24 protein-coding genes are annotated in these 25,811 nt (G+C 72.0%); 4 read left to right on the forward strand and 20 right to left on the reverse strand.

What is annotated here, in order from left to right; all coding sequences use genetic code 11:
* Positions 1-31: 31 nt before the first annotated feature.
* The 7 genes from K7472_RS05395 to rpsD form a co-directional block, all read right to left on the reverse strand.
* Complete coding sequence (locus K7472_RS05395; protein ID WP_222974528.1) at positions 32-922, reverse strand: shikimate dehydrogenase; 891 nt, start codon at positions 920-922, stop codon at positions 32-34.
* On the reverse strand, positions 922-2,742 hold the full coding sequence (mltG, locus tag K7472_RS05400; RefSeq protein WP_222974531.1) for an endolytic transglycosylase MltG: 1,821 nt from the start codon (positions 2,740-2,742) through the stop codon (positions 922-924). Before mltG ends, K7472_RS05395 begins: the two co-directional genes overlap by 1 nt.
* Before the next feature lie 93 nt (positions 2,743-2,835).
* Entirely contained in the window at positions 2,836-3,300 is a 465-nt protein-coding gene (gene ruvX, locus K7472_RS05405) for a Holliday junction resolvase RuvX (RefSeq protein ID WP_222974533.1), read from the reverse strand.
* Positions 3,301-3,311: 11 nt separating this feature from the next.
* Positions 3,312-5,981: an alanine--tRNA ligase gene (gene alaS / locus K7472_RS05410; RefSeq protein ID WP_222974535.1), complete on the reverse strand. Its 2,670-nt coding sequence runs from the start codon at positions 5,979-5,981 to the stop codon at positions 3,312-3,314.
* A complete protein-coding gene (locus K7472_RS05415; RefSeq protein WP_222974537.1) occupies positions 5,981-6,331 on the reverse strand; it encodes a DUF6167 family protein in 351 nt (116 codons plus the stop codon). The genes alaS and K7472_RS05415 overlap by 1 nt, the downstream gene beginning before the upstream one ends.
* A 6-nt stretch (positions 6,332-6,337) precedes the next feature.
* Positions 6,338-6,799, reverse strand: coding sequence for a DUF948 domain-containing protein (locus K7472_RS05420; RefSeq protein ID WP_222974539.1), 462 nt, complete (start codon positions 6,797-6,799; stop codon positions 6,338-6,340).
* Positions 6,800-7,029: 230 nt separating this feature from the next.
* The gene (gene rpsD / locus K7472_RS05425; RefSeq protein ID WP_109454150.1) at positions 7,030-7,641 is read right to left on the reverse strand and encodes a 30S ribosomal protein S4; all 612 of its coding nucleotides are present in this window, start codon (positions 7,639-7,641) and stop codon (positions 7,030-7,032) included.
* Between the two features lie 55 nt (positions 7,642-7,696).
* On the opposite strand from rpsD, the gene K7472_RS05430 reads away from it, so the two are divergent.
* Positions 7,697-8,521, forward strand: a complete 825-nt coding sequence (locus tag K7472_RS05430) for a DUF2470 domain-containing protein (RefSeq protein WP_252395143.1) — start codon at positions 7,697-7,699, stop codon at positions 8,519-8,521.
* A gap of 10 nt (positions 8,522-8,531) precedes the next feature.
* Positions 8,532-8,831 carry a YciI family protein gene (locus K7472_RS05435; RefSeq protein ID WP_222974542.1) on the forward strand — a complete coding sequence of 100 codons (300 nt, stop codon included), beginning with the start codon at positions 8,532-8,534 and terminating at the stop codon, positions 8,829-8,831.
* A 70-nt stretch (positions 8,832-8,901) separates the two neighbouring features.
* On the opposite strand, the gene K7472_RS05440 is transcribed toward K7472_RS05435, so the two are convergent.
* The 5 genes from K7472_RS05440 to K7472_RS05460 all read right to left on the reverse strand — a co-directional run bounded on the left by K7472_RS05440 (position 8,902) and on the right by K7472_RS05460 (position 13,708).
* Positions 8,902-10,251: a replication-associated recombination protein A gene (locus tag K7472_RS05440; RefSeq protein WP_222974543.1), complete on the reverse strand. Its 1,350-nt coding sequence runs from the start codon at positions 10,249-10,251 to the stop codon at positions 8,902-8,904.
* A 66-nt stretch (positions 10,252-10,317) separates the two neighbouring features.
* Positions 10,318-10,956: a vitamin K epoxide reductase family protein gene (locus tag K7472_RS05445; protein WP_222974545.1), complete on the reverse strand. Its 639-nt coding sequence runs from the start codon at positions 10,954-10,956 to the stop codon at positions 10,318-10,320.
* 160 nt (positions 10,957-11,116) lie between these two features.
* Positions 11,117-11,638, reverse strand: a complete 522-nt coding sequence (locus tag K7472_RS05450; RefSeq protein ID WP_222974547.1) for a GNAT family N-acetyltransferase — start codon at positions 11,636-11,638, stop codon at positions 11,117-11,119.
* An 86-nt stretch (positions 11,639-11,724) separates the two neighbouring features.
* The gene (gene hisS, locus K7472_RS05455) at positions 11,725-12,987 is read right to left on the reverse strand and encodes a histidine--tRNA ligase (RefSeq protein ID WP_222974549.1); all 1,263 of its coding nucleotides are present in this window, start codon (positions 12,985-12,987) and stop codon (positions 11,725-11,727) included.
* A 13-nt stretch (positions 12,988-13,000) separates the two neighbouring features.
* On the reverse strand, positions 13,001-13,708 hold the full coding sequence (locus K7472_RS05460) for an MBL fold metallo-hydrolase (protein WP_222974551.1): 708 nt from the start codon (positions 13,706-13,708) through the stop codon (positions 13,001-13,003).
* Positions 13,709-13,951: 243 nt separating this feature from the next.
* On the opposite strand from K7472_RS05460, the gene K7472_RS05465 reads away from it, so the two are divergent.
* Positions 13,952-14,782: a peptidylprolyl isomerase gene (locus K7472_RS05465; RefSeq protein ID WP_222974553.1), complete on the forward strand. Its 831-nt coding sequence runs from the start codon at positions 13,952-13,954 to the stop codon at positions 14,780-14,782.
* Positions 14,783-15,002: 220 nt separating this feature from the next.
* Positions 15,003-16,232 (forward strand): DUF349 domain-containing protein, encoded by a 1,230-nt coding sequence (locus K7472_RS05470; RefSeq protein ID WP_222974555.1) that lies wholly within the window; start codon positions 15,003-15,005, stop codon positions 16,230-16,232.
* Between the two features lie 193 nt (positions 16,233-16,425).
* Here the strand turns inward: K7472_RS05470 and K7472_RS05475 are convergent, their stop codons facing one another.
* The 8 genes from K7472_RS05475 to ruvC all read right to left on the reverse strand — a co-directional run bounded on the left by K7472_RS05475 (position 16,426) and on the right by ruvC (position 25,714).
* On the reverse strand, positions 16,426-18,882 hold the full coding sequence (locus K7472_RS05475; RefSeq protein ID WP_222974557.1) for a RelA/SpoT family protein: 2,457 nt from the start codon (positions 18,880-18,882) through the stop codon (positions 16,426-16,428).
* A gap of 211 nt (positions 18,883-19,093) precedes the next feature.
* Entirely contained in the window at positions 19,094-19,654 is a 561-nt protein-coding gene (locus K7472_RS05480; protein ID WP_222974559.1) for an adenine phosphoribosyltransferase, read from the reverse strand.
* Between the two features lie 16 nt (positions 19,655-19,670).
* Positions 19,671-20,819, reverse strand: a complete 1,149-nt coding sequence (gene secF / locus K7472_RS05485) for a protein translocase subunit SecF (RefSeq protein ID WP_222974561.1) — start codon at positions 20,817-20,819, stop codon at positions 19,671-19,673.
* On the reverse strand, positions 20,819-22,585 hold the full coding sequence (secD, locus tag K7472_RS05490) for a protein translocase subunit SecD (RefSeq protein WP_222974564.1): 1,767 nt from the start codon (positions 22,583-22,585) through the stop codon (positions 20,819-20,821). The genes secF and secD overlap by 1 nt, the downstream gene beginning before the upstream one ends.
* 168 nt (positions 22,586-22,753) lie before the next feature.
* Positions 22,754-23,224, reverse strand: coding sequence for a preprotein translocase subunit YajC (yajC, locus tag K7472_RS05495; RefSeq protein ID WP_222974567.1), 471 nt, complete (start codon positions 23,222-23,224; stop codon positions 22,754-22,756).
* A gap of 185 nt (positions 23,225-23,409) precedes the next feature.
* Positions 23,410-24,504, reverse strand: a complete 1,095-nt coding sequence (ruvB, locus tag K7472_RS05500; RefSeq protein WP_222974569.1) for a Holliday junction branch migration DNA helicase RuvB — start codon at positions 24,502-24,504, stop codon at positions 23,410-23,412.
* Between the two features lie 59 nt (positions 24,505-24,563).
* Positions 24,564-25,178, reverse strand: coding sequence for a Holliday junction branch migration protein RuvA (gene ruvA, locus K7472_RS05505; protein WP_222974570.1), 615 nt, complete (start codon positions 25,176-25,178; stop codon positions 24,564-24,566).
* Positions 25,175-25,714, reverse strand: coding sequence for a crossover junction endodeoxyribonuclease RuvC (gene ruvC / locus K7472_RS05510; RefSeq protein WP_222974572.1), 540 nt, complete (start codon positions 25,712-25,714; stop codon positions 25,175-25,177). Before ruvC ends, ruvA begins: the two co-directional genes overlap by 4 nt.
* Positions 25,715-25,811 lie beyond the last annotated feature (97 nt).

A 25,811-nucleotide genomic window follows, 5' to 3' on the forward strand; every position in this document is an offset into this window, starting at 1 on the left:
GCGAGACCGTCCCGAACGCCAAGCCCCCTGGTCAGCGGGCGGCGAGCGCGGCCTCACCGGCGGCGCGCATCGCGGCCAGTGGCGCCTGCGCCCGGCCGGTCATCAGCTCGACCTGGAGCACCGCCTGGTGGACGAGCAGGTCGAGCCCGCCCAGCAGCACGCCCCCGCGCGCCGACCAGGCGGCCGCGAGCGGGGTCGGCCACGGCTCGTAGAGCACGTCGAACAACGCGCCGGGCCGGGCCGGGACGGCGGCCGCGAGGTGGTCGGTGGCACCGGCCGGGGTCGTGGAGACGACCAGCGGCTCGGCCAGGGCGTCGGCGGCCGAGGCCCAGTCGGCGGTGACGACGGGAACGCCCAGCCGCTCGCCCCAGCCGCGCATCTCGGCCGCCCGGGCGGGCCCGCGCACGTAGGCGGTGACCCGCTCGGCGCCCATCGCGGCCAGCGCGGCGAGTGCCGAGGAGGCGGTGGCCCCGGCGCCCAGGACGGCCGCGGTCCCGACGCGTTCCACACCGCGTTCGCGCAGCGCGGCGACCAGGCCGGGGATGTCGGTGTTCTCGCCGGTGCGGCGGCCGTCGGGGCCGAACACGACGGTGTTGACGGCCTCCACGCCGGAGGCGGTCGCGCTGATCCCGTCCAGCAGCGGGATGACCGCGCGCTTGAGCGGCATGGTCAGCGACAGCCCGGCCCAGCGCGCCCCGCCTGCCTCCTGGTCCTTCGCGATCCGTTCGAGGAACGCGGGCAGCGCGGCCTCGTCGACCTCGTGGCGCCCGTAGTCCCAGCCGGTCAGGCCGAGTGCCGCGTAGGCGGCACGGTGCAGCACCGGGGAGAGGGAGTGCGCGATGGGTGAGCCGAGGACCGCGGCCCGGTGGGTGATCGGGGCGGGACCGCTGTCCGGTCCGCCGGTGACGAGGGGGTCGCGCATCAGCCGCCGTGCTCCCGCTGGTACTCGTTGAAGGCCTGGACGTTCTGCGCCTGCACCGTGGCGCTGTCGGTGAACCGGGTGTCGCCGGGCTTGACCGTCACGAAGTACAGCCAGTCGCCGGGGGCCGGGTTCAGCGCGGCCTGGATCGCCTCCTGGCCGGGGTTGTCGATCGGGCCGGGCGGCAGTCCCTTGTGCAGGTAGGTGTTGTACGGGGACTGGAACTGGGTGTCGGCCGTGGTGGTGTTCAGGGTCGAGCGGCCCTTGGCGTAGTTGATCGTGGAGTCGAAGCCCAGCGCCATGTTCTGCTGGAGCCGGTTGTAGATGACCCGGGAGACCTTGCCGAAGTCGCCCTGCTGCTGGGCCTCGGCCTGGATCAGGCTCGCGATCACGATGACCTGGTACGGGGACTTGCCGACCTTGGCGGCCTGCGCCTGGAGGTTGTCGGCCGCGTACTGCGACTCGGCCTGCTGGACCATCTGCTTGAGGACGTCGCCGGGCTTGCCGCCCTTGCCGACGCTGTAGCGGGTCGGGTACAGGAAGCCCTCGGGGTTGCCGTCCTGCACGTAGGAGGGCAGGCCCAGGTCGGTGTTCTTCGCGGCGGTGGCGGTGCTGCCGGCGGCGAGCCCGAGCCGCTTGTCGAGGGCGTCGTAGACCTGGGTGGCGCGCCAGCCCTCGGGAATGATCAGGGCGCTCTGGGCGCTGGGGTCGAGCATCATCGTGACGGCGGCGGCGGCCGACATCTGCTTGCGCAGTTCGTAGATGCCGCCCTGGATGCTGGAGCCCTGCGGGTTGGCGGCGGCGGCCTTGGTGAAGGCGTCCACGCTGCGCACCACGCCCTCGGTCTTGAGGATGTTGCCGATCTGGGCGAGCGTCGCGTGCTCGGGGACCTGCACCTGGACGGTGCCGCTGCCCTGGCCCGCGTAGTCCGGCGGGGCGGCGAAGTGGCCCTCGTAGTACCGGTACCCGAGGTAGCCGCCGCCGGAGAGCAGGCCGCCGATGGCGATCAGGGCGACCAGGCAGGCGCAGCCGCTGCGTCGTTTGGGACGTTTCTTCTCGCCGCGTCTGCCCCGCCGGGGCAGCGCGTCGTCGTCCTCGTCAGCGGCCCGGTCGTCTTCGAAGTCGTCGTCGGCGTCGGCGAGGCCGGCGAGGTCGGTGTCGCGGCGCTTGCGGGGCTTGTCGGTGCCGAGCGAGCCACCGGTGAAGAACGGATGGGTCTCCGGCTCGTCGGCGCCCTCGTCGAACGGGTTCCACTCGGCCGTGGTGTCCGCGGCGGGCGGCGGGGCCGTCCGGGTCTGCGGCTGGACCTGCGGGAACGGCTGCGTCTGCTGGAACTGCTGGGCCTGCGGGAACTGCTCTACTTGCGGGAACTGCTGTGTCTGCTGGGCCTGTTGTGACTGCTCGGGCCGGGTGAACGCGGCGTTCTGGTCGTAGTGGCCGGGCGGCGGCTGGTTGCCGTACGGGTCGGCGGGCGGGCCGACGGTCGTGCCGTACTGCCCGTACTGGCCGTCCGGGTAGGGGACTTGCGGGTCCCAGCCGTAGGCCTGCGGGGCAGTGGCGTACTGCTGCGAGGCCGGGTACTGCTGCCCCGCGGGGTACTGCTGGCCGCCGTCCCACTGCTGCTGGGGGTACTGCTGCTCCGCGTACTGCGGCTGGTACTGCTGCTGCGGATACGACTCGGGCGGGTAGCCCTGCTGCCCGTAGGCGTCCCAGGCGGGGTCCTGCTGGTGCTCCCAGCCCGGGTCGCCGTAGAGCGGATCGTCCGGGTGCCATGGTTCGGGATGCCACGGCTGCGAACCGTGGCCCTGCCCGTAGTCGGTCATGGCTCTCCTGAGTACGCGGGGCGATACGTGTCCGCGTCCGGTCGGGGCGGGTGGTGACCCGGTCGTCCGGCGCGGAACGTCACCGTACCGCGATCAGGTGGCGGCCCGGACGCTCTCGCCGGGGGGATCTCCCGACACGCGTTCGGTTTCCAGGGCGCTCTGGAGGATGACCACGGCCGCCGCCTGGTCGATGAACGCCCTGCCCTTGCGGGACTTCACGCCCGAGGCGCGCATGCCCTGGGCGGCTGTCACGGTGGACATCCGCTCGTCGACCAGGCGGACCGGGACCGGCTGGATGAGTTTCGCCACATCGGCCGCGAAGGTACGGACCTTGGCCGCCGCCGGGCCCTCGCCACCGTTCAGCGAACGGGGCAGGCCGACGACGACCTCGATCGGTTCGTACTCGTCGACGATGGCCGCGATGCGGCGACGGGCCGCCGGGGCGTCCTTGCCGGGGACGGTCTCCACCGGGGTGGCCAGCACCCCGTCGGGGTCGCAGCTGGCGACCCCGATGCGGGCGTCCCCGACGTCCACCGCGATCCGTCTGCCGCGTCGCATCGTTACTCCCGTCAGGCCTTCTCGGCGACGAGACGGCGCACGGCCTCGACGGCCTCGGCGACCGCGGCCGGGTTGCTGCCGCCGCCCTGGGCCACGTCGTCCTTGCCGCCGCCACCGCCACCGAGGGTCTTGGCTGCGGTGCGGACCAACTCACCGGCCTTGATGCCGCGTTCGCGGGCGGCCTCGTTGGTGGCGATGACGGTGAGCGGGCGGCCGTTCGCCACCGTGAACAGGGCGACCACGGCCGGGCGGCCGCCCCCGACGCGCTGGCGCACGTCCAGGACGAGCTTGCGCAGGTCGTCGGCGCCGGTGCCCTCCGGGACGCTGCCGGTGACCAGGGCGACGCCCTTGACGTCCTCGGCGCCCTCGGCGAGACCACCGGCGGCGGCGAGCACCTTCTCGGCACGGAAGCGCTCGATCTCCTTCTCGGCGTCGCGCAGCTTGGTCAGCACGCCGGAGATCTTGTCGGGCAGTTCCTCGGGGCGGCCCTTGACCAGGTCGGTCAGCTGCGAGACGAGGGTGTGCTCGCGGGCCAGGAACCTGTAGGCGTCCACGCCGACCAGGGCCTCGACGCGGCGCACGCCGGAGCCGATGGACGACTCGCCGAGCAGCTTGACCAGGCCCAGCTGCGCGGTGTTGTGGACGTGGGTGCCGCCGCACAGCTCCTTGGAGAAGTCGCCGATGGTGACGACGCGCACCCGCTCGCCGTACTTCTCGCCGAACTCGGCGATGGCGCCCTGCTTCTTGGCGTCGGCCATGCTCATCACCTCGGCGGTGACGTCGAGTTCGCGGGCGAGGACCTCGTTGATCTTCTGCTCGACGTCGGTCAGCACCGTGCCGGGGACGGCGGCGGGCGAACCGAAGTCGAAGCGGAAGCGGCCCGGGGAGTTCTCGGAACCGGCCTGCGCGGCGGTCGGCCCGAGGGCGTCGCGCAGCGCCTGGTGGGTGAGGTGGGTGGCGGAGTGGGCGCGGGCGATGGCCCGGCGGCGCACCAGGTCGATGGCGGCGTGCGCGGCGGAGCCCAGGGCGATCTCGCCGACCTGGACGACGCCCTTGTGCACGCTGACGCCCGGCACCGGCTGCTGGACGTCGCGGACCTCGACCACGGCGCCGCTGTCGGTGCGGATGCGGCCGGTGTCGGCGAGCTGGCCGCCGCCCTCGGCGTAGAACGGGGTGCGGTCGAGGACGACCTCGACCTCGTCGCCCTCGGTGGCGGCGGGCGAGGGCACGCCGTCGACCAGCAGGCCGACCACGGTGGCCTCACCGTTGTTCTCGGTGTAGCCGGTGAAGACGGTGGTGCCGGAGGTGTCGGCGACCTCGCGGTAGGCGGACAGGTCGGCGTGGCCCTGCTTCTTGGCCTTGGCGTCGGCCTTGGCGCGCTCCCGCTGCTCCTTCATCAGGCGGCGGAAGCCCTCCTCGTCCACGGACAGGCCCTGCTCGGAGGCCATCTCCAGGGTGAGGTCGATGGGGAAGCCCCAGGTGTCGTGGAGCAGGAACGCCTTCTCGCCGGGCAGGACGGCGGAGCCCGCGGCCCTGGTCTCGGTGACGGCGGTGTCGAGGATGTTGGTGCCGGCCTTGAGGGTCTTGAGGAAGGCGGCCTCCTCGGCGAGCGCGACGGTCTCGATGCGCTTGCGGTCCTCGACCAGCTCCGGGTACTGCTCGCCCATGGTGCGGACGACGACGTCCACCAGGTCGCCGACGACCGGCTGGGTGGAGCCGAGCAGCCGCATGTTGCGGATGGCGCGGCGCATGATGCGGCGCAGCACGTAGCCACGGCCCTCGTTGCCGGGGGTGACGCCGTCGCCGATGAGCATCACGGAGGTGCGCAGGTGGTCGGCGACCACGCGCAGCGACACGTCGGAGCCGCGGTCGGCGCCGTAGGCGACACCGGTCAACTCGGTGGCCTTGTCGATGACGACGCGCAGGGTGTCGGTCTCGTACATGTTGTGGACGCCCTGGAGGATCATCGCCAGGCGTTCCAGGCCGAGACCGGTGTCGATGTTCTTGGCGGGCAGGTCGCCGAGGATCTCGAAGTCGTCCTTGCCGAAGCCCGGGCCGCGCTCGTACTGCATGAAGACCAGGTTCCAGATCTCCACGTAGCGCTCGTCGTTGACGGCCGGGCCGCCCTCGGCGCCGAACTCCGGACCGCGGTCGTAGTTGATCTCCGAGCAGGGGCCGCAGGGTCCGGGGACGCCCATGGACCAGAAGTTGTCCTTCTTGCCCAGCCGCTGGATGCGCTCGGCCGGGACGCCGACGACGTCACGCCAGAGGGTCTCGGCCTCGTCGTCGTCCTGGTAGACGGTGATCCACAGCTTCTCGGGCTCCAGGCCGTAGCCGCCCTGGTCCTGGGGCAGGGTGAGCAGCTCCCAGGCGAACTTGACGGCGCCTTCCTTGAAGTAGTCGCCGAACGAGAAGTTGCCGCACATCTGGAAGAACGTGCCGTGCCGGGTGGTCTTGCCGACCTCTTCGATGTCCGGGGTGCGCACGCACTTCTGCACGCTCGTGGCGCGCGGGAAGGGCGGCTTGACCTCACCGAGGAAGTAGGGCTTGAACGGCACCATGCCCGCGGGGACCAGCAGCAGCGTCGGGTCGTCCGCGATCAGGGACGCGGACGGCACGACCGTGTGCCCGCGCTCCTCGAAGAAGCGCAGCCAGCGCCTGCGGATTTCTGCCGACTCCATCAGTGGCCTTCTTTCTGCTGGTGATCCTGCGGGTGGACCCGTGAACGCACGTGGCCCCGGTAGGTGATCTGCGGGCGGTTGACGGGCAGCACGGCCCGGTGCGGTGCGGGCTCCGGCCCGGGCTGGTCGTCCACACCCAGGATGCCGCCGAGTTCGGCTTCGCGCTCGGTCATTCCGGCGCGCACGTCGATCGCGAACTGCCGCGCCCGGCCGCCGAGTTCGAGCGCCCGGTCGGCGGCGGTGGCCGCGAGGCTGTCGGGGCTGAGGCGGCGCACCGCCCGGTTGACCTTGGTGGTGGCCCACACACCGGTCGAGACACCGGCGACGAACCAGAACAAGCGGCGGAACATCGGGGATCAGCCCTTCCCTCGAGTGCGGCGGCGGGCGCCCGGCAGCGCGGCGCCCACGATCACCGTACGGCGCGCGGCGCGGGCCCTGGCGCGCCGGTCGGCCTTGGCGTCCTTGCGGTCCTGCGCCTGCAGGCCGACGGCGCGGCGCACGCCGTAGCCGAACGCGGCGACCTTGACCAGCGGGCCGCCGAAGGTGGAGGCGACGGTGGTGGACAGCGCGGAGGCGTTGGCCGTGACCTCCTGGACATCGGCGGTGATGGTGTCGACGCGGTCGAGCTGGGTGTGCGCGGCGCGCACCGCCGCGGTGGCCTCGCCGAGCAGCGGCACGGCCTGCTCGGTGACGCCGGCGACCAGCTCGGTGGCCTGCCGCAGGGTCTGCGCGAGCCGGACCAGCACCACGGCCAGGAACGACACCAGGATGGCCCAGAAGACGGCCACGATGAGGCCGGCCACCTCTCCACCGGACACTGCGGGCTCCTCGAAGTTCACGACGGTCGGCGGGCCGCTCGCGTACACCGGTCCGGACCCGGGGGCCACGGGACACGCGGGCGCGGGCGGCAGGGTTCCGACCCTATCGCGCCCGGGGCCGGTGCTCGTACCGAGTTCGGGGGTGACGCGCGGGCGGGAAACGCCGCAGCGCCGCGCGTACTCGACGGCGCGGCGCTGCGGGGAGGTGCCGGGGACGGTCCGGGAGGACGTCAGCGGGCGTAGTACTCGACGACGAGCTGCTCGTCGCAGATCACCGGGATCTCGCGGCGGTTGGGGTCGCGGTCCAGGCGGAACGCCAGGGCGTCCAGGTTGACCTGGAGGTACTTCGGGGTCTCGCCCTCTCCCGCCCAGCCGCCGGCCTTGGCGACCTGGAACGGGGTCTTGGCGCGGGAGCGCTCGCGGACCTGCACCACGTCGTCCGGGCGGACCCGGAAGGACGGGCGGTCGACCTTGCGGCCGTTGACCTCGATGTGACCGTGGACGACCATCTGCCGGGCCTGGTAGATGGTGCGGGCCAGGCCGGACCGCAGGACGAGCGCGTCCAGACGGCGCTCAAGCTCGATGATCAGCGCATCGCCGGTCTTGCCTTCGACCTTCCGAGCGCGGTCGTAGGCACGGCGCATCTGCGTCTCGCTGATGTCGTACTGGGCGCGCAGACGCTGCTTCTCCAGCAGACGGACCTTGTAGTCACTGTTCTGCTTGCGGCCGCGACCGTGCTCGCCGGGCGGGTACGGGCGGGCCTCGAAGTACTTGACAGCCTTCGGGGTCAGCGCGATGCCGAGCGCGCGGGACTTCTTGACCTTGGGACGCGACTGGTTCACGTTCTCCAGACCTCCATGTAAGTTAGGTGAGGCTTACCTTAGCGGAGGAGATCGCATGTTTCGACCCGGGAACCCCATGCCCAGCGCGGACCACACCGCCACCGGCGCGGTGGGTGAGGAACGCGAGGAGCACGGTCAGCCGCGTCCCGAAGAGGAATACGCGCCCAGCAGGCCGACGGCCGCGGAACGCGCGCGAACTCTAGTCGAGGGTAACGCCTCCGCCGTGCTGGTCATTCCCGGACTTGACCTGGCGGAACAGCATCTGATGATGCCGGTCGAGCGCGTCGTGGAGGCCGAGGGCGACGTCCTGCTGCTGTTTCCGCCGGATTCCCCGGCGGTACGGGCGGCCACCCACGCCGAGGACGACGAGCTCACCGCTGTGCTGGAAATCACCGACGTCGCCCCGGTCGCGGTGCCGCACCGCATCCGCGGGCGGGCCTGGGTCGCGGGGTGGCTGACCAAGGCGCGCGACCGCACCCGGCCCGGCTGGCTGCGGCTGGAGATCGGCGAGGGCTCGGTGGACGACCTGTGGGGTGCCGAGCATGTCGAGCCCGACGAATTCGCCGCCGCCCGCCCCGATCCGCTCGCCGTCCACGAGGCGGAGCTCCTCCAGCACCTCGCCTCCGCCCACGACGACCAGCTGTCCTGGCTGTGCGCGCTGGTCGACGACGGCACCGGGCGCTGCCCGGCGGCCGATGACGCGGTGCCACTGGCACTGGACCGCTACGGCCTGCGGATGCGCTTCGCCGGGCGCGGCGGCGGCTTCGACGCCCGCTTCGAGTTCCCGGTGCCGGTGGCGGGGATCGACGACCTGCGCCGGTCGATGCACGCCCTGTTCGACGCCGCCCACGCGGCACGGCAGGACGGGCCCGACGCGTAGGCTCCCGATCATGTTTGTCGTCGAACTGACCTACACCGCGCCCCTGGACCGCGTCGACGCGCTGCTGGAGCGGCACGTCGCCTGGCTGGAAGAGCAGTACGCGGCCGGAGTGCTGCTCGCCTCCGGCCGCAAGAACCCCCGGGACGGCGGCGTGCTGCTCGCCGTCGCCCCCGACCGCGCGGCCATCGAGGCCCTGGTGGCCACCGACCCGTTCCACGAGGGAGGCGTGGCCGAGTACCGCGTCCTGGAGTTCGCGGCGACCAAGACGGCGCCCGCGCTGGAGCAGTACCGCGAGCAGCTGCCGGCCTGAGAATGCCGGGCGTCGCGGCGGGGCGTCCGTCCCGGCCGCGACGCCTCGCGCTCACTCCACCGTCAGGCGCTCACTCCCCCGTCAGGCGCTCCCTGACCCGGTCCAGCACGTCCGCGTAGCGGGCCTCGGCGCCGTAGCGGGTGGGCTCGTAGTACCGCTTGCCGTGCACCTCGTCGGGGGCGTACTGCTGGGCGGCGATGGCACCGGGCAGGTCGTGCGGGTAGGCGTAGCCCTCGCCGTGGCCCAGCTTGGTCGCGCCCTTGTAGTGGCTGTCGCGCAGGTGCGCCGGGACCGGCCCCGCCAGCCCCTTGCGCACGTCCGACAGGGCCGCGTCGATCGCCAGGTAGGCCGCGTTGGACTTCGGCGCGAGCGCCAGCGCGATGGTCGCCTGGGACAGCGTGATGCGGGCCTCGGGGAAGCCGATCATCGCGACCGCCTGCGCGGCGGCGACGGCCGTCTGGAGCGCCTGCGGGTCGGCCAGCCCGATGTCCTCGCTGGCGGAGATCATCAGCCTGCGGGCGATGAAGCGGGGGTCCTCACCGGCCTCGATCATCCGGGCCAGGTAGTGCAGCGCGGCGTCCACGTCGGAGCCGCGGATCGACTTGATCAGGGCGCTGGCCACGTCGTAGTGCTGGTCGCCCGCGCGGTCGTACTTCACCGCCGCCCGGTCGACGGCCGCCTCCAGCACCGGCAGCGTGATCTCGTCCTCGCCGCGCGCCAGGGCCGATCCGGCGCCCGCCTCCAGGGCGGTCAGGGCGCGCCGCGCGTCACCGCCCGCGATGCGCAGCAGGTGCGCCTCGGCGTCCTCGGGGAGGGTGACCGCGCCGTCCAGCCCGCGCGCGTCGCTCAGCGCGCGGTGCAGCAGCCCGCGGATGTCCTCGTCGGTGAGGGCTTCGAGGGTCAGCAGCAGCGAGCGGGACAGCAGCGGGGAGATGATCGAGAAGTACGGGTTCTCGGTGGTGGCGGCGATCAGGGTGACCCAGCGGTTCTCCACGGCGGGCAGCAGGGAGTCCTGCTGGGCCTTGCTGAAACGGTGGATCTCGTCCAGGAACAGCAGCGTCTCACGGCCGTACCCGCCCGACTCGCGGCGGGCGCTGTCGATGACCGCGCGGACCTCCTTGACGCCCGCCGTGATCGCCGACAGCTCGACGAAGCGGCGGTTGGTGGCGTGGCTGACCACGTAGGCGAGGGTGGTCTTGCCGGTCCCCGGCGGCCCCCACAGGATGACCGAGGCGGGCCCCGCGGGGCCGCCCGCGCCCTCGCCGACGAGCCTGCGCAGCGGCGAGCCCGCGCCGAGCAGGTGTTGCTGGCCCACCACCTCGTCCAGGGTGCGCGGGCGCATGCGCACCGGGAGCGGGCTGGCTCCGGGCTCCTTGGCCTGGCGGTCCTCGGCGGCGGCGGTGAACAGGTCGGGTTCCACGACAAGGAGCCTAGGACACGGCACTGACAACGGCGCAGGCGCTCAGAACTGGCAACGCGCAGGCGCTCAGAGCAGGGTGCGCCAGTACGACCACCAGCGGGTCAGGATGAGCATCACCAGGACCCCGTACCACAGGATCGGGACCGCCCAGTGGAACTCCTCCACCACCTGCTTGACGCCCGCGGGCACCGGGATCACGCGGTTCTTCACGTTGTGCGCGAGGGTGTACCAGAAGGCGGCGATGGTGCCGACCCAGGCCATCATGCACCAGGGGCACAGCGAGCCGATCGAGTACAGCGACTCGTACTGGAGCCAGGTGACGAACCCGACGCCGAAGAGCGTGCCGGCCTGCAGGCCGAGCCAGAACCAGCGGCGGAACCGGGCCCTGGCGAGCACCGCCATGCCCACGCAGATGAGCACCGGGTAGGCGACCAGGCCGATCATCGGGTTGGGGAAGCCGAAGACCTTCGCCTGGTGGCTCTTCATGATGTTGCCGCAGGAGATGATCGGGTTGATGCTGCACCCGGGCACGAAGTTGGGGTTCTTGTACAGCTGGAACTCGTCCAGCGTGATGTACCAGGCGGCGAGCAGGCCCAGCACGCCGCACACCACCAGCAGGACACCGAACGCCCGGCCCCCGCCGATGAGCTCCGGCTCGTCGTGCCGTTCCTCGCTACGGGTCTCTTCGAGCGCCGATGTCGTCATGTCGCCTTCTGTCGCCGTGTCCAAGGGATCGCGCCCCGGTGAGGTGCGTCCACCACCGGTCCGCCCACTACCAGACTGCACGGCGCCGCGTGCGAACGGTAGGCGCCGGGGCATCATTGTGCACCAGCCGTCCCGGCCGCATACCGCGGACCGGCGAAGATCACAGGTCCCGGAACGGCGTCGCGTAGACCGCCTCGCCGCGCGGCCCGCCGTCGTAGCCGCCGAGCGGCAGCGCCTGGAACACCGCGTCCGGCACCTCGTACGGCCCGCTCACCCCGTGCAGCGACGCCGGGGCGAAGCCGAAGCGCCGGTAGTAGCGAGGGTCGCCCAGCACCACCACCAGCCGTTCACCGGTCGCGTCCGCCGCCGCCAGCACCGCTCTGACCAGTGCCGTTCCATACCCCTGCCGCTGCCACGACGGGGAGACGGCGACCGGGGCCAGGGCGAGCGCGTCGCCCTCGGTGCCCGTGCCCTCGACGCGCAGCCGGGTCAGCAGGGCGTGCCCGGCGACCTGGCCGTCGGGCGCCTCGGCCACCCAGGACAGCCCGGGCAGCCAGCAGGCGTCACGGCGCAACGCGTCGACGAGATCCGCCTCGACGGGGGACGGGAAGGCACTCAGGTTGACGGCTCGGACCGCCTCGTGGTCGGCGGGGCGCTCCGGCCGGGTCAGGATCGAGTCCATACCGCCATCCTGCCCGCACGGCCCCGGACCGCGCACGCGGTGTCCGGGGCCGTGGGGAACGCGACCGGATCCGGCCGCGGCACCGCTCAGCCCAGGCGTTCCCGCAGGGTCGCGGCGACCGCGGTCAGCGGGACCGGGGTCTGCTCGCCGCTCTCCAGGTCCTTCAGCTGGACGTGGCCCTCGTCCAGGTCCCGCTCCCCCGCCACGATCGCGTAGCGGGCGCCGGAGCGGTTGGCCGATTTCATCGCGTTCTTCAGGCCCTTGCCGCCGAACGCGAAGTCGGCCGCGACGCCCTCCCGGCGCAGCTCGGTGACGACCGCGAACAGCGCGCGCCGCGCCTGCTCGCCCAGCGGCACCGCGAACACCTGGGTGGGGGCGGGCAGTTCGAGCTCGACGCCCTCCGCCCTCAGGGCCAGCACCGTGCGGTCGACGCCCAGCGCCCAGCCGACCGAGGGCAGCGCCGGGCCGCCGATCATCTCCGACAGGCCGTCGTAGCGGCCGCCGCCGCCGACCGCGGACTGCGAACCGAGGCCGTCGTGGACGAACTCGAAGGTGGTGCGGGTGTAGTAGTCGAGGCCGCGCACCAGCTTGGGGTCGTCCTCGAACAGCACGCCCGCCTCGGTCAGCAGCTCGCGCACCTGGTCGTGGTAGGCGCGGCACGCCTCGCACAGGTGGTCGCGCATCATCGGCGCGCCGACCAGCTGCTTCTGCACCGCCTCGCGCTTGTCGTCGAGCACCCGCAGCGGGTTGATGTCGATGCGGCGGCGGGTCTCCTCGTCCAGGTCGAGGCCGCGCAGGAACTCCTGGAGGGCGGCACGGTAGACCGGACGGCACTCCTTGTCGCCGAGGGAGTTGAGCAGCAGGCGGAAGTTGCGCAGGCCCAGCGACTGGTACGCGTCCACCGCGAGGATGATCAGCTCGGCGTCGAGCGCCGGGTCCTCGGTGCCCAGCGCCTCGGCGCCGACCTGCGAGAAGTGGCGGTAGCGGCCGGCCTGCGGGCGCTCGTAGCGGTAGTACGAGCCGGAGTACCACAGCTTCACCGGCAGGTTGCCCTGCTTGTGCAGGTTGGCCTGGAGGGCGGCGCGCAGGACGGAGGCGGTGCCCTCGGGGCGCAGCGCCAGCTCGTCACCGCCCTTGGTGGTGAGGGTGTACATCTCCTTGGTCACGATGTCGGTGGACTCGCCGACACCTCGGGAGAACAGCTCGACCTGCTCGAAGCCGGGCGTCTCCACATAGCCGTAGCCGGCGCGCCTGAGCGGCGCGGCGATCGCCTCACGCACCGCGAGGAACGCGGCGGAGTCCGGCGGGATCAGGTCGTAGGTGCCCTTGGGGGCGGAGAAGGTGTTCACTTCGATGACGTCGTCACATTCCTCGTCGCGGAGCCGGTTCGGCTCCGTGGCCGCGGGCCACCTCACCCAGGAACGGGTTGGTGGCGCGCTCGCGGCCGATGGTGGTCTGGGGGCCGTGGCCGGACAGCACCACGGTCGAGTCGTCGAGCGGCAGGCACACGCGGGCCAGCGACTCGAGGATCTCGGCGTGCGAACCGCCGGGCAGGTCGGTGCGTCCGATGGAGCCGGCGAACAGCAGGTCGCCCGAGAAGAACACCGAGGGAATCTCGGACGTGTCGGGCAGCCGGAAGGTCACCGACCCCTTGGTATGGCCGGGCGCGTGCGCCACGGTGAACTCCAGACCGGCGAGCGCCAGCGTGGCGCCGTCCGACAGCTCGCGGACGTCGTCCGGCTCGCCCACGGTCAGCTCGCCCAGCAGCTGCTGCCCGATCGAGCGGCCCAGCGACCTGGCCGGGTCGCTCATCATGTAGCGGTCCTCGGGGTGGATCCAGGCCGGTATGTCATGGGCCCCGCAGACCGGGACGACCGAGGCGACGTGGTCGATGTGGCCGTGCGTGAGAATCGCGGCGACCGGCTTGAGCCGGTGCTTGGCGAGCAGTTCCTCGACGCCCGGGGCGGCTTCGTGCCCCGGGTCGATGATCACGCATTCCTCACCGGCGGCGGGGGCGACCACGTAGCAGTTGGTCCCCCAGGCCCCGGCCGGGAACCCGGCAATGAGCACGATCGTCCTTCACTCGGCTGCGAACTGTCTCGTACGCGGCGAGCCCTCCGGCGACCTGCGGTCCGTGGCGGGTTCCCGCGGACGACGAGCCTACCGGCGGCGACGGTGCTCACGCGAACCCGTATCGTCACCGGCGCACAGTGACGGATGGCAGCATTCACGCAGCATCGTCAACGGTCCGCGGGAGAACCGGTCACCCGCGGGCACCTCGGGCAACGAGATCGGCATCGGGAGAGGGCTGAAGTGGTCAGCAAGGATCAGCGGCGGCGCCAGCTCGCCCGCCAGAAGTTCGAGCGCCAGCAGCAGCGCAGGGCGCAGCAGCGGTCCAGGTCACGGCGGCGCAACCTGGTCATCGCCTCGGTGGTGGCCGTGGTGCTGGCCGCGAGCGGCGCGGTGTGGGCGTCCACCGGGCTCGGCGGCGACAAGTCGACCTCGGCCGGCTCCTCCCCGTCGGCCTCCACGGCGTCCCGGGCGAAGGACCCCTGCGGCAAGGCGGCGGCGGGCTCGCCGGGCAAGAAGCAGTGGAAGACCGAGCCGTCGATGAACATCTCCACCGGCTCCGCGTACACCATGGACCTGTCGACGACCTGCGGCGACATCTCCATGAAGCTGGACGCCGCCAAGGCGCCGCACACCGTCAACTCCTTCAAGTTCCTCGCCGACCAGCACTTCTTCGACCACACCAAGTGCCACCGGCTCACCACCTCCGGCATCTTCGTGCTCCAGTGCGGCGACCCGACCGGCACCGGCCAGGGCGGCCCCGGCTACACCATCCCGGACGAGAACCTGAGCGCGTTCGGCAAGAAGGGCTCCGACGGCACGGTGACGTACCCGGCGGGCACCGTGGCGATGGCCAACACCGGCCAGCCGCACACCGGCGGCAGCCAGTTCTTCCTGGTCTACAAGGCGAGCCCGCTCGCGCCCAGCTACACCCCGTTCGGCACCATCAGCCCGGCTGGCATGAAGGTGCTGCAGAAGATCGCCGCCGCGGGCAGCGCTCCGGCCGACGCCAACGGCAACACCGCGCCCAACGCGACCGTGGTGATCGACAAGGCGACGGTCAGCAAGGACTGAGGCCGCCCCGGCGATATTCGCCTCCCGGGGATGCGGACAGCCGGGGCGCCGGTCGCCTATGTTTGCGTTGTACAGGGCGCCCGCGCCGACGGCTGCCGCCCGGCTCGATCAGGAGCAACAAAACAGCACGTCGGAGCGGCCGGGCGGGCCCCGGCCGGAGAGAACTGTGGACGATGCCCGAAGCGCCGGCGACGGCCGGGCATCACGTGGAGGAGGCGCTGTGAGCAGCGACCCATGGGGACGCGTCGACGAGACGGGGACCGTGTACGTGCGGACGGCCGACGGTGAGCGAGTCGTCGGCTCGTGGCAGGCGGGCTCTCCCGACGAGGCGCTCGCGTATTTCAAGCGCAAGTACGACGGACTCGTCGTCGAGATCGGCCTCCTCGAACGCCGGGTGCGTACCACCGATCTGTCGGCCAAGGACGCCAACACCGCCATCGAGCACCTGCGCTCGACAGTGACCGAGGCGCACGCCGTCGGTGACCTGGACGCCCTGGTCAAGCGGCTCGACGGGCTCGTCGGGGAGGTCGACTCGCGCCGTGAGCAGCGCAAGGTGGCCAAGGCGAAGGCGAACGACGAGGCGAAGACCGCCAAGGAGCAGCTGGTCGCCGAGGCCGAGGAGCTGTCGGTCAGCGAGCAGTGGCGCGCGGCGGGCGAGCGGCTGCGGGCGCTGGTGGACACCTGGAAGGGCCTGCCGCGGCTCGACCGCAAGTCCGACGACGAGCTGTGGCACCGCTTCAGCCATGCCCGTTCGGTCTTCTCCAAGCGGCGCAAGGCGCACTTCGCCTCGCTGGACGCGCAGCGCGAGGACGCCCGGCGGATCAAGGAGAAGCTGGCCCAGGAGGCCGAGTCGCTCTCCGGTTCCACCGAGTGGGGTCCGACCGCAGCCCGCTACCGCGAGCTGATGTCCGACTGGAAGGCGGCGGGCCGCGCCCAGCGCGAGGCCGAGGACGAGCTGTGGAACCGCTTCCGCGGCGCCCAGGACGTCTTCTTCGCCGCCCGCGCGGAGGTGTTCGCAGAACGCGACTCCGAGCAGCGGGAGAACCTGACCCGCAAGGAGGAGCTGGCCATCGAGGCCGAGAAGCTGCTTCCGGTGACCGACCTGAAGGCGGCGCGCGCGGCGTTCCGCTCGCTCAACGAGCGCTGGGAGGCGATCGGTCACGTCCCGCGGGACGCGCGCCCCAGGATCGAAGCGCGGATGCACGCGGTCGAGCGGGCGATCCAGGACGCGGAGGAGTCGGAGTGGCGCCGCACGAACCCTGAGGCGCGGGCGCGCGCGGAGGGTCTCACCGGTCAGCTCCAGGCGGCGGTGGACAAGCTCAGGGGCCAGGTGGACACGGCCCGCGCGGCGGGCAACTCCGCGAAGGCGGACAAGCTGGAACGCGAGCTGGAGGGCCGTCAGGCCCTCCTGGACCAGGCCCTGAAGGGCCTCCACGAGTTCGGCGGCTGACGATTCCGGTTCCTTCCGGAGCGGCGGTTGTGTTCTTCCCGCCGCGACGGTGATCAGCCAGTACGGCGTGGAGCGGCGGTGCCGAGCCGTCATCAACCTGCTGAAGGGCTGCTGACGGCCGGGCACCGCCGGTCCACGCCGTTTCGCTTCTCCCCGTCGCGGCGGCAGAAGGGAAGCCGCAGGCGGAAGGCGGCTACCGCGCCCGGCCCGACGTCACCCTGTACACGTCGTAGACGCCCTCGACCCCGCGTACCGCCTTCAGGACGTGGCCCAGGTGCTTCGGGTCGCCCATCTCGAAGGTGAAGCGGGACGTCGCGACCCGGTCGCGGGAGGTCTGGACGGCCGCCGACAGGATGTTGACGTGCTGGTCGGACAGGACCCGGGTCACGTCCGACAGCAGCCGGGAGCGGTCCAGCGCCTCGACCTGGATGGCGACCAGGAAGACCGAGGACTGGGTCGGCGCCCACTCGACCTCGATGATGCGTTCGGGCTGCTGCGACAGGGAGTCGACGTTGACGCAGTCCGCGCGGTGGACGGAGACCCCGTTGCCGCGGGTGACGAAGCCGATGATCGGATCGCCCGGCACCGGCGTGCAGCACCGCGACAGCTTGACCCACACGTCGCGCTCGCCCTTGACGATGACGCCGGGGTCCGCGTTGGCACGGCGCTTGCCGCGGCTGCGGGACGGAGTGGTGACCTCGGCGATGTCCTCGGTCGCGCCCTCCTCGCCGCCGAGCGCCTCGACCAGCTTCTGCACGACCGACTGCGCGGTGATGTGCCCCTCGCCGATCGCCGCGTAGAGCGCCGATATGTCGGGGTAGCGCATCTCGTGCGCGAGGGTGACCAGCGAGTCGCCGGTCAGCACCCGCTGGATGGGCAGGTTCTGCTTGCGCATCGCGCGGGCGATGGCTTCCTTGCCCTGCTCGATGGCCTCCTCGCGGCGTTCCTTGGAGAACCAGGCGCGGATCTTGTTGCGGGCCCGCGGCGACTTGACGAAGCTCAGCCAGTCGCGGGACGGCGCGGCCCCCTGCGCCTTGGAGGTGAAGACCTCGACCAGGTCGCCGTTGTCGAGGGTCGACTCCAGCGGCACGAGGCGGCCGTTGACGCGGGCGCCGATGGTGCGGTGGCCGACCTCGGTGTGGACGGCGTACGCGAAGTCGACCGGGGTGGCGCCGGCGGGCAGCGCTATGACGTCGCCCTTGGGCGTGAAGACGAAGACCTCGTTGCGGGACAGGTCGAAGCGCAGCGACTCCAGGAACTCGCCGGGGTCCTCGGTCTCCTTCTGCCAGTCCAGCAGCTGCCGCAGCCACGCCATGTCGTTGACCGCGTCGTCGGCCTTGGCGGACTTCGGGCTGTCGGTGCGCACCTTGGAGGCGCCTGCGACGGCCTCCTGCTTGTACTTCCAGTGCGCGGCGATGCCGTACTCGGCGCGACGGTGCATGTCGAAGGTGCGGATCTGCAGCTCGACCGGCTTGCCGGAAGGCCCGATGACCGTCGTGTGCAGCGACTGGTACATGTTGAACTTGGGCATCGCGATGTAGTCCTTGAACCGCCCCGGCACCGGGTTCCACCGCGCGTGGATGGTGCCCAGCGCCGCGTAGCAGTCGCGGACGGTGTCGACCAGGACCCGGATGCCCACCAGGTCGTAGATCTCGGCGAAGTCGCGGCCCCGCACGATCATCTTCTGGTAGACGCTGTAGTAGTGCTTGGGGCGGCCGGTGACGGTGGCCTTGATGCGGGCCGACCGCAGGTCCTGCTGCACCTGGTCGGTGACGACGGCGAGGTACTCGTCGCGCTTGGGCGCGCGCTCGGCGACCAGGCGGACGATCTCGTCGTACATCTTGGGGTAGAGGATCGCGAAGGCGAGGTCCTCCAGTTCCCACTTGATGGTGTTCATGCCCAGCCGGTGCGCCAGCGGGGCGTAGATCTCCAGCGTCTCGCGGGCCTTCTTCTCCTGCTTCTCCCGCTTGAGGTAGCGCATGGTGCGCATGTTGTGCAGGCGGTCGGCGAGCTTGATGACCAGGACGCGCGGGTCCTTGGCCATCGCCACGACCATCTTGCGCACGGTCTCGGCCTGCGCCGCCTCGCCGAACTTGACCTTGTCCAGCTTGGTGACGCCGTCGACCAGCAGCGCGACCTGCTCGCCGAAGTCGCGGCGCAGGGTGTCCAGGCCGTATTCGGTGTCCTCGACGGTGTCGTGCAGCAGACCCGCCATCAGGGTCGCCGGGTCCATGCCCAGCTCGGCGAGGATGGTGGTGACCGCGAGCGGGTGCGTGATGTACGGGTCGCCGCTCTTGCGCTTCTGGCCGCGGTGCCAGCGCTCGGCGACCTGGTAGGCGCGTTCGATCTGCCGCAGGCCCGCGGTGTCGATCTTCGGGTCGTTGCTCCGCACGATCCGCAGCAACGGCTCCAGCACCGGGTTGTACGGGCTCTGCCGCTGGACGCCGAGGCGGGCGAGGCGGGCTCGTACGCGGCTGGAGGAGCCCGCGGAACGCGACGGGGCGAGGTTGCCGGCCGCGGGCCGCACCGGGTGGGGCTCGGCGGGCGGACGGGCGGCGCCGGCGTCCCCGGGCGCAGCGGAGGGCGCCGGGGCGGGCGAGGTGGTGTCTTTCCCGCCCCCGGCGGCGAGCGGCTGGGCCTCGTCAGGCAAGGGCACTCCTCAAGCGGGACCGGGCCGCGGTACGGGTCCGGACTCCCATGGTATCGATGTGCCGCCCCCTGCCGCGTGCGGCCGGTGCGCCGACCGCTCCCCCGGCGTGCGCGCGGGCGGACGTGTCCCCGGCGAACGCGGGAGCGGGCCCCGGTTGTTCCCGGGACCCGCTCTCGTGGCCGTTCATGCCCTGTGGGGAGCCTTGCGCCCGTCAGACGGCGACCAGGGCCTCCAGCGGGGCGCCGTCGAGCGCCGGGGCCAGCCGGGCGCGGCCGCCCAGGAAGCCCAGCTCCATGAGCACCGCGAGCCCGGCGACCTCGGCGCCCGCCCGCCGGATCAGCTCCAGCGAGGCTTCGGCGGTGCCGCCGGTGGCCAGCACGTCGTCGATGACGAGGACCCGCTCGCCGGGTACGAAGGCGTCGCCGAGCACCTCGATCTCGGCGGTGCCGTACTCCAGCTCGTAGGCCTGCCGATGGGTGACGCCGGGGAGCTTGCCCGCCTTGCGGACCGGGACGAAGCCGAGACCGGCCCTGGCCGCCGCGGGGGCGGCCAGGATGAAGCCGCGGGCCTCCAGGCCGACGACCTTGTCGGCCCGGTGGCGTACGCACAGCTCGGCCAGCGCGCCGGTGAGCGCGCCGAAGGCGGCCGGGTCGGCGAGCAGCGGGGTGATGTCCTTGAACACCACGCCCGGCTGCGGGTAGTCGGGCACGTCGCGGATCCGGCTGAGCAGGAGGCCGCGCAGGTCGGCCCCGGCCAGGTCGGCCGTGGTCATCGTGGTCTCCCCTGGCTCAGCGGCGCTTGCCGGACGGGCGGCCGCGGCCGCGGTTGCGGGACGAGGGCTGCTGTCGTCGCTGGCCGCCGATACCGGAGCCGGAACCCGCGCCGGCACCGGCCGGCTCGTCGTCGCCGTCCTCGGCCTGCTCGCGCTCCGCGTCCTGGGCGTCGAGGTCGACACCCTCGCGCTCGGCCTTGGCACGCTTGGCCCTGACCCGCTTGGCCAGCGCCTTCATCTCCGGGGTGGCCTCCTTGAAGGAGGTGACCAGCGGGGTGGCGATGAAGATCGAGGAGTAGGCACCGGCGGTCAGGCCGACGAACAGCGCGAGCGCGATGTCGTTGAGCATGCCCGCGCCGAGCAGGCCGCCGCCGATGAACAGCAGCGCGGCGACCGGCAGCAGCGCCACGACGGAGGTGTTGATGGAGCGCACCAGCGTCATGTTAAGGCTGCGGTTGGCCAGCTCGGTGTAGGTGTACCGGGTCTGGCTCGTGATGCCCTTGGTGGTCTCCTTCAGGCCGTCGAAGACCACGACGGTGTCGTAGAGCGAGTAGCCGAGGATGGTCAGCAGACCGATGACCGTACCGGGCGTCACCTCGAAGCCGACGATGGCGTAGACGCCGACGGTGATCGTCAGGTCGTGGATGAGCGCGATCAGGGCCGCGACGGCCATCCGCCACTCGAAGGCGATCGCCAGGTAGATGACGACCAGGACCATGAAGATGACCAGGCCCAGTTCGGCCTTCTGGGAGACCTGCTGGCCCCAGCTCGGGCCGACGACCTGCGGCGAGATGGAGTCGGGGGCGACGCCGAGGTCCTTGGCGATGCCGCCGCGCACGCTCATCGCGGTGTCGTTGTCGATGCCGCTGACCTGGATGCGCATGCCGCCGGTGCCGAGCTTCTGCGCGATGACGTCGTGCGGTCCTGACAGCAGGGCCTTGGTGTCGTTCTCCGCCTGGGTCGTGGAGACCGAGACCTTGGGCGTGGTGAAGACCGCGCCGCCGGAGAAGTCGATGCCCTTGTTGAGGCCGTTGACGGCCAGGCCCACGACGGCGACGATCGTGATCAGGATCGAGACGCCGTACCAGACGCGGCGCTTGCCGACGACGTCGAGCGACAGCTCGCCGCGGTGCAGCCGGTGACTGAGGCTACCGAGCCGGGACATCAGGCCTCCTTGACATCGGTACGAGCCGGACGGCGGACGCGGCGCAGCGGGGCGTTGAAGCCCACGCTCTCCGGATCGAGCCCGGACCAGCGGTGGCCGTCCCGGTAGAACGGGCGCCGGGCCAGGATCGTCAGCAGCGGCTTGGTGAACAGGTAGACCACGACGACGTCGAGGACGGTGGTCAGGCCCAGGGTGAACGCGAAGCCCTTCACGTCGCCGACCGAGCAGATGTAGAGCACGGCGGCGGCCAGGAAGGAGACGAAGTCGGAGACCAGGATGGTGCGCCGGGCGCGCGGCCAGGCCCGCTGCACGGCCGGTCCGAGACTGCGTCCGTGCCGCAGCTCGTCCCGTACGCGTTCGAAGTACACGATGAACGAGTCGGCCGTGATGCCGATGGCGACGATGGCGCCGCAGACCGCGGGCAGGCTCAGCGCGAAGCCGATGGCCGGGCCGAGCAGCGACATGATCGAGTAGGTCAGCGCGGCGGAGACCACGAGGCTGAGCACCGCGACGAAGCTCAGGCCCCGGTAGTACGCCAGCAGGTAGAGCACCACCAGCGCGAGGCCGAAGGCGCCCGCGATCAGACCGCCGTGCAGCTGTTCTCCGCCGAGCTGCGGGGAGACCGTGGTGACGGTGGAGGTGGTGAAGGACAGCGGCAGCGCGCCGTAGGACAGCACGTTGGCGAGGTCCTCGGAGCTCTGCTGGGTGAAGCTGCCGGAGATCTGCGCCTGGCCGCCGGTGATGGCGGAGCTGACGGACGGCGAGGAGACGACCTGGTTGTCCAGGACGATCGCGAACTCGTTGTTCGGGGCCTGCTGCTGCGCCAGCTCGCCGGTGACCTTGGCGAACTCGCTGTTGCCCTTGGAGTTGAAGCCGAGGGTGACGATCCAGCCGGCGCCGGTCTGCGTGTCGTAGACCGACTTGGCGCTGGAGACGTCCTTACCCGCGACCGCGGAGGCGCCGAGGATGTACTTGGTGGAGCCGTCCTGGCTGCACGCGATCATCTTGTCGGTCGGCTTGGCGGCGGCGCCTGCCTCGGAGGCCTGCTTCTTGTTCTTGCAGTCCAGCGCGGCGAACTGCTTCTGGAGCGCGGCCGGGGCGGACAGGTCGAGGCCGCCGGAGGAGGCACTCGGCGACGGGCTGGGCGCGGTGGACGGGGTCGTCTTCGGGCTGGCGGCGCCGGACGCCTTGAGGGCGTCGGTGACCGCGCGGCCCTGCGTGGTGGAGCTGGGGTTCGGCTTCGGGGCGGTGGAGCCGGTGGCCTTGGAGCCGGTGCTCGCGCTGGGCTTGGACGACGGCGTGGTCTTCCCGGAGGGGCTGCCGGACGGCGTGGGCGTCGGGGTGGACGCCGGGGTGTTGGCCGCCTCGGTGATCACCGGGCGGAAGTAGAGCTGGGCGGTGGTGCCGACCAGCTTCTCCGCCTGCGCGGTGTTGGTGCCCTTGGGGATGTCGACGACGATGTTCTTGTTGCCCTGCGTCTGCGCGGTCGCCTCGGAGACACCCAGACCGTTGACCCGCTTGTTCATGATGTCGGCGGCGGTCTTCATGTTGGTCGGGTTGATCGCGTTGGGCTGGCCCGGGGTGTTCTTGGCCGTCAACGTGATCTCGGTGCCGCCCGCGAGGTCGATGCCCAGACGCGGGGTCTTCGCGCCGGAGAGGAACATCGTCCCGGTGAGCGCGACCAGCGCGATCAGGATGATCGCCAGCGCGCGGCCCGGGTGTCCGTCCGCGCCCGGGGACCTGCGTCCCTTCTTGGGTGCTGCCACCTTCTCGTTTCTCCCTGTCCAACCGTTCCCGCGCCGCCGACGGCGCACGGGTGCGGCCACGAATGTGTTGTGAGGACGTTCCGGATGTGCCCCGCGTCGCGTGGGTGGTGCGGCGCGGGGCGCGGTCGAGCTCCTGGCCCCGGCGGTCGACGCCGCCCGGGCAGGGTGTTACTTCTTCTCGCCGTCCTTGACGTCCGTCACGTTCCCGGCGGCGTCCGCGTCGGTGCCGTGCGGCACGCTGTCGGCGTCGTCCGGGCCCGCGGCCTCGGTCTTGCCGAGGTCGACCTTGGCGTCGGCGGCGTCCGCGTGGTCCTCGGTCGCGCCCTCGGCGGGCGCGTCCTCGAAGGTGAGCGGGACGTCGTTGTTGACCAGGCGGTCGTACTCCTCCTCGCTGAGAACGGCGCCGATGGCGTTCTTGGCGAAGATCGAGTGGACACCGGGCGCGACCTCGAGCAGGACGGTGGTGTCACGCACCTCCTTGACGAGGGCGATGATGCCGCCGATGGTCCGCACGCCGGAGCCTGGCTGCATCTGGTCGCGCATCTGGGCCGCCTGGCGCTGCTTGTTCTTGGCCGAGCGGGTCATCAGCAGCATGACGCCGATGATCAGGATGAAAGGGAGGATCGTGGCGATGTTCACGGCCTGGGGGGTTTCCTTCGCGTGGCCACGGGGGTGCGGCCTGGTCTACGGGTGGGACGAGCGGTGTGTGCGAGGTGCTGTGCCGCCCGTTACTGAGGGCATCGGCGGAGTCTAGGCGAACCCGCGCCCTGGGAACAACGCCCAGCATGGCACTCAGGTTCCGTGAGCGGCGAGTCCCCGCGCCGTCAGGGGCCGAACAGCCCTTGCTGGGGCGGATTCCCGACGTTTTGCGGTGGTACGAGACCGAGGTGCGCCCAGGCGGCGGGTGTGGCGACCCGGCCACGCGGAGTGCGCGCCAGCAGTCCCTCGCGCACCAGGAACGGCTCGGCCACCTCCTCCACCGTCTCGCGCTCCTCCCCCACCGCCACCGCGAGCGTCGACAGCCCCACCGGCCCGCCGCCGAACAGCCGCAACAGCGCGTCGAGCACCGCACGGTCCAGCCGGTCGAGACCGCGCCGGTCGACCTCGTAGACGTCCAGCGCCGAGGCGGCCACCTCACGGGTGATCACGCCGTCCGCCTTGACCTGCGCGTAGTCGCGCACCCGGCGCAGCAGACGGTTGGCGATGCGGGGGGTGCCGCGGGAGCGTCCGGCGATCTCGGCGGCACCGTCGGTGTCGACGTCGACGTCGAGCAGCCCGGCGGAGCGGTGGACGACGCGCTCCAGCTCGGCGGGCGCGTAGAACTCCATGTGTCCGGTGAAGCCGAACCGGTCGCGCAGCGGCGGCGGCAGCAGTCCCGCCCTGGTGGTGGCCCCGACCAGGGTGAACGGCGGCAGCTCCAGCGGGATCGCGGTGGCGCCGGGGCCCTTGCCGACGATCACGTCGACGCGGAAGTCCTCCATCGCCATGTAGAGCATCTCCTCGGCGGGCCGGGACATCCGGTGGATCTCGTCGAGGAAGAGCACCTCGCCCTCCTGGAGCGAGGAGAGGATCGCGGCGAGATCGCCGGCGTGCTGGATGGCGGGGCCGGAGGTGATGCGGATCGGGGCGCCCATCTCGGCCGCGATGATCATCGACAGCGTGGTCTTGCCCAGGCCGGGGGCGCCGGACAGCAGCACGTGGTCGGCGGTGGCACCGCGCTGGCGAGCGGCCTTCAGTACCAGGTCGAGCTGTTCGCGGACCCGCTCCTGGCCGACGAACTCGGCGAGTTCCTTGGGCCGCAGGGCGGCTTCGACGGCCTGGTCCTCACCGTCGGCGGCGGAGCCGACGAGCCGGTCGGCGGCGGTCTCGGCGGACTCGTCGTCGTACGCGGGGTCGTACGGGGAGTCGTACGGGTTCACGGGTGGGTGCCTCACGGGTCGGGGCGCGCGGGTCGGCGGGAGCGGTCGAGGGGTGCCGGTCAGCGGGAGCGGTTGAGGCTCTGGAGGGCGGCGCGCAGCAGGGCGCCCACGTTGGGCTCGCCGCCCGCCTCGGCCTGCGGGGCGACGGCGTCGACCGCCTCCTCGGCGTCCTTGGGCTGATAGCCGAGGCCGGTGAGGGCCGCGTGCAGCTGCTCGCGCCAGGAGGCGGGGACGCTCGCGGCGGCCGGGCGGGCGGCGGAACCGGTGCCGAGCGGTGCGCCGAGCCGGTCCTTCAGTTCGAGCAGCAGCCGCTGGGCTCCCTTCTTGCCGATGCCCGGCACCGCGGTGAGCGCCTTCTCGTCGCCCTGGGCGACGGCGAGCCGCAGCGCGTCGGGGGTGTGCACGGCGAGCATGGCCTGGGCGAGCCGCGGGCCGACGCCGCTGGCGGTCTGGAGCAGTTCGAAGACCTGGCGCTCGTCGTCGTCGGCGAAACCGTAGAGGGTGAGCGAGTCCTCGCGCACGACCAGGGAGGTGGCCAGCCGGGTGGGCTCGCCGAGCCGCAGTCCGGCGATGGTGCCGGGGCTGCACTGCAGGAGCAGGCCGACCCCGCCGACCTCGACGACCGCGCTGCCGGGGGCGAGGGCGGCGACGGGCCCGGAGACGAAGGCGATCATGCGGTGCTGCCTTTCGTGGTGCGGATGCGCTGGGCGGCGACCGCCCGCTGGAGCCGGTCGGTGGCGGGGGCGCGCCAGATGTGGCAGATGGCCAGGGCGAGGGCGTCGGCGGCGTCGGCCGGCTTGGGCGGGGCGTCCAGCCGCAGCAGCCGGGTGACCATCGCGCCGACCTGGGCCTTGTCGGCGCGTCCCGAGCCGGTGACGGCGGCCTTGACCTCGCTGGGGGTGTGCAGCGCTACGGGCAGTCCGCGGCGCGCGGCGCAGAGCATGGCGACAGCGCTGGCCTGCGCGGTGCCCATCACGGTGCGCACGTTGTGCTGGCTGAACACCCGCTCCACGGCGACGAATTCGGGGCGGTACTCGTCCAGCCAGCGCTCGATGCCCTCCTCGACGGCGACCAGCCGCCGCGCGGTCTCGGCGTCGGCGGGGGTGCGCACCACGCCCACGCCGATCATGCGCAGGGGGCGGCCCGCGACGCCCTCGACGACGCCGACGCCGCACCGGGTCAGCCCGGGGTCAACGCCCAGAACGCGCACCGCTCCCCTCCCCTTCCGAGCCGTTCGGACATCCGTTCCGGCAGGTTATCGGGTCGCACTGACAAAGACGCGACACGGGCCGACCGGGGAGTGTCCC

It is taken from the genome of Streptantibioticus parmotrematis, assembly GCF_019890615.1.
GTDB classification, from domain to species: Bacteria; Actinomycetota; Actinomycetes; order Streptomycetales; family Streptomycetaceae; genus Streptantibioticus_D; species Streptantibioticus_D parmotrematis.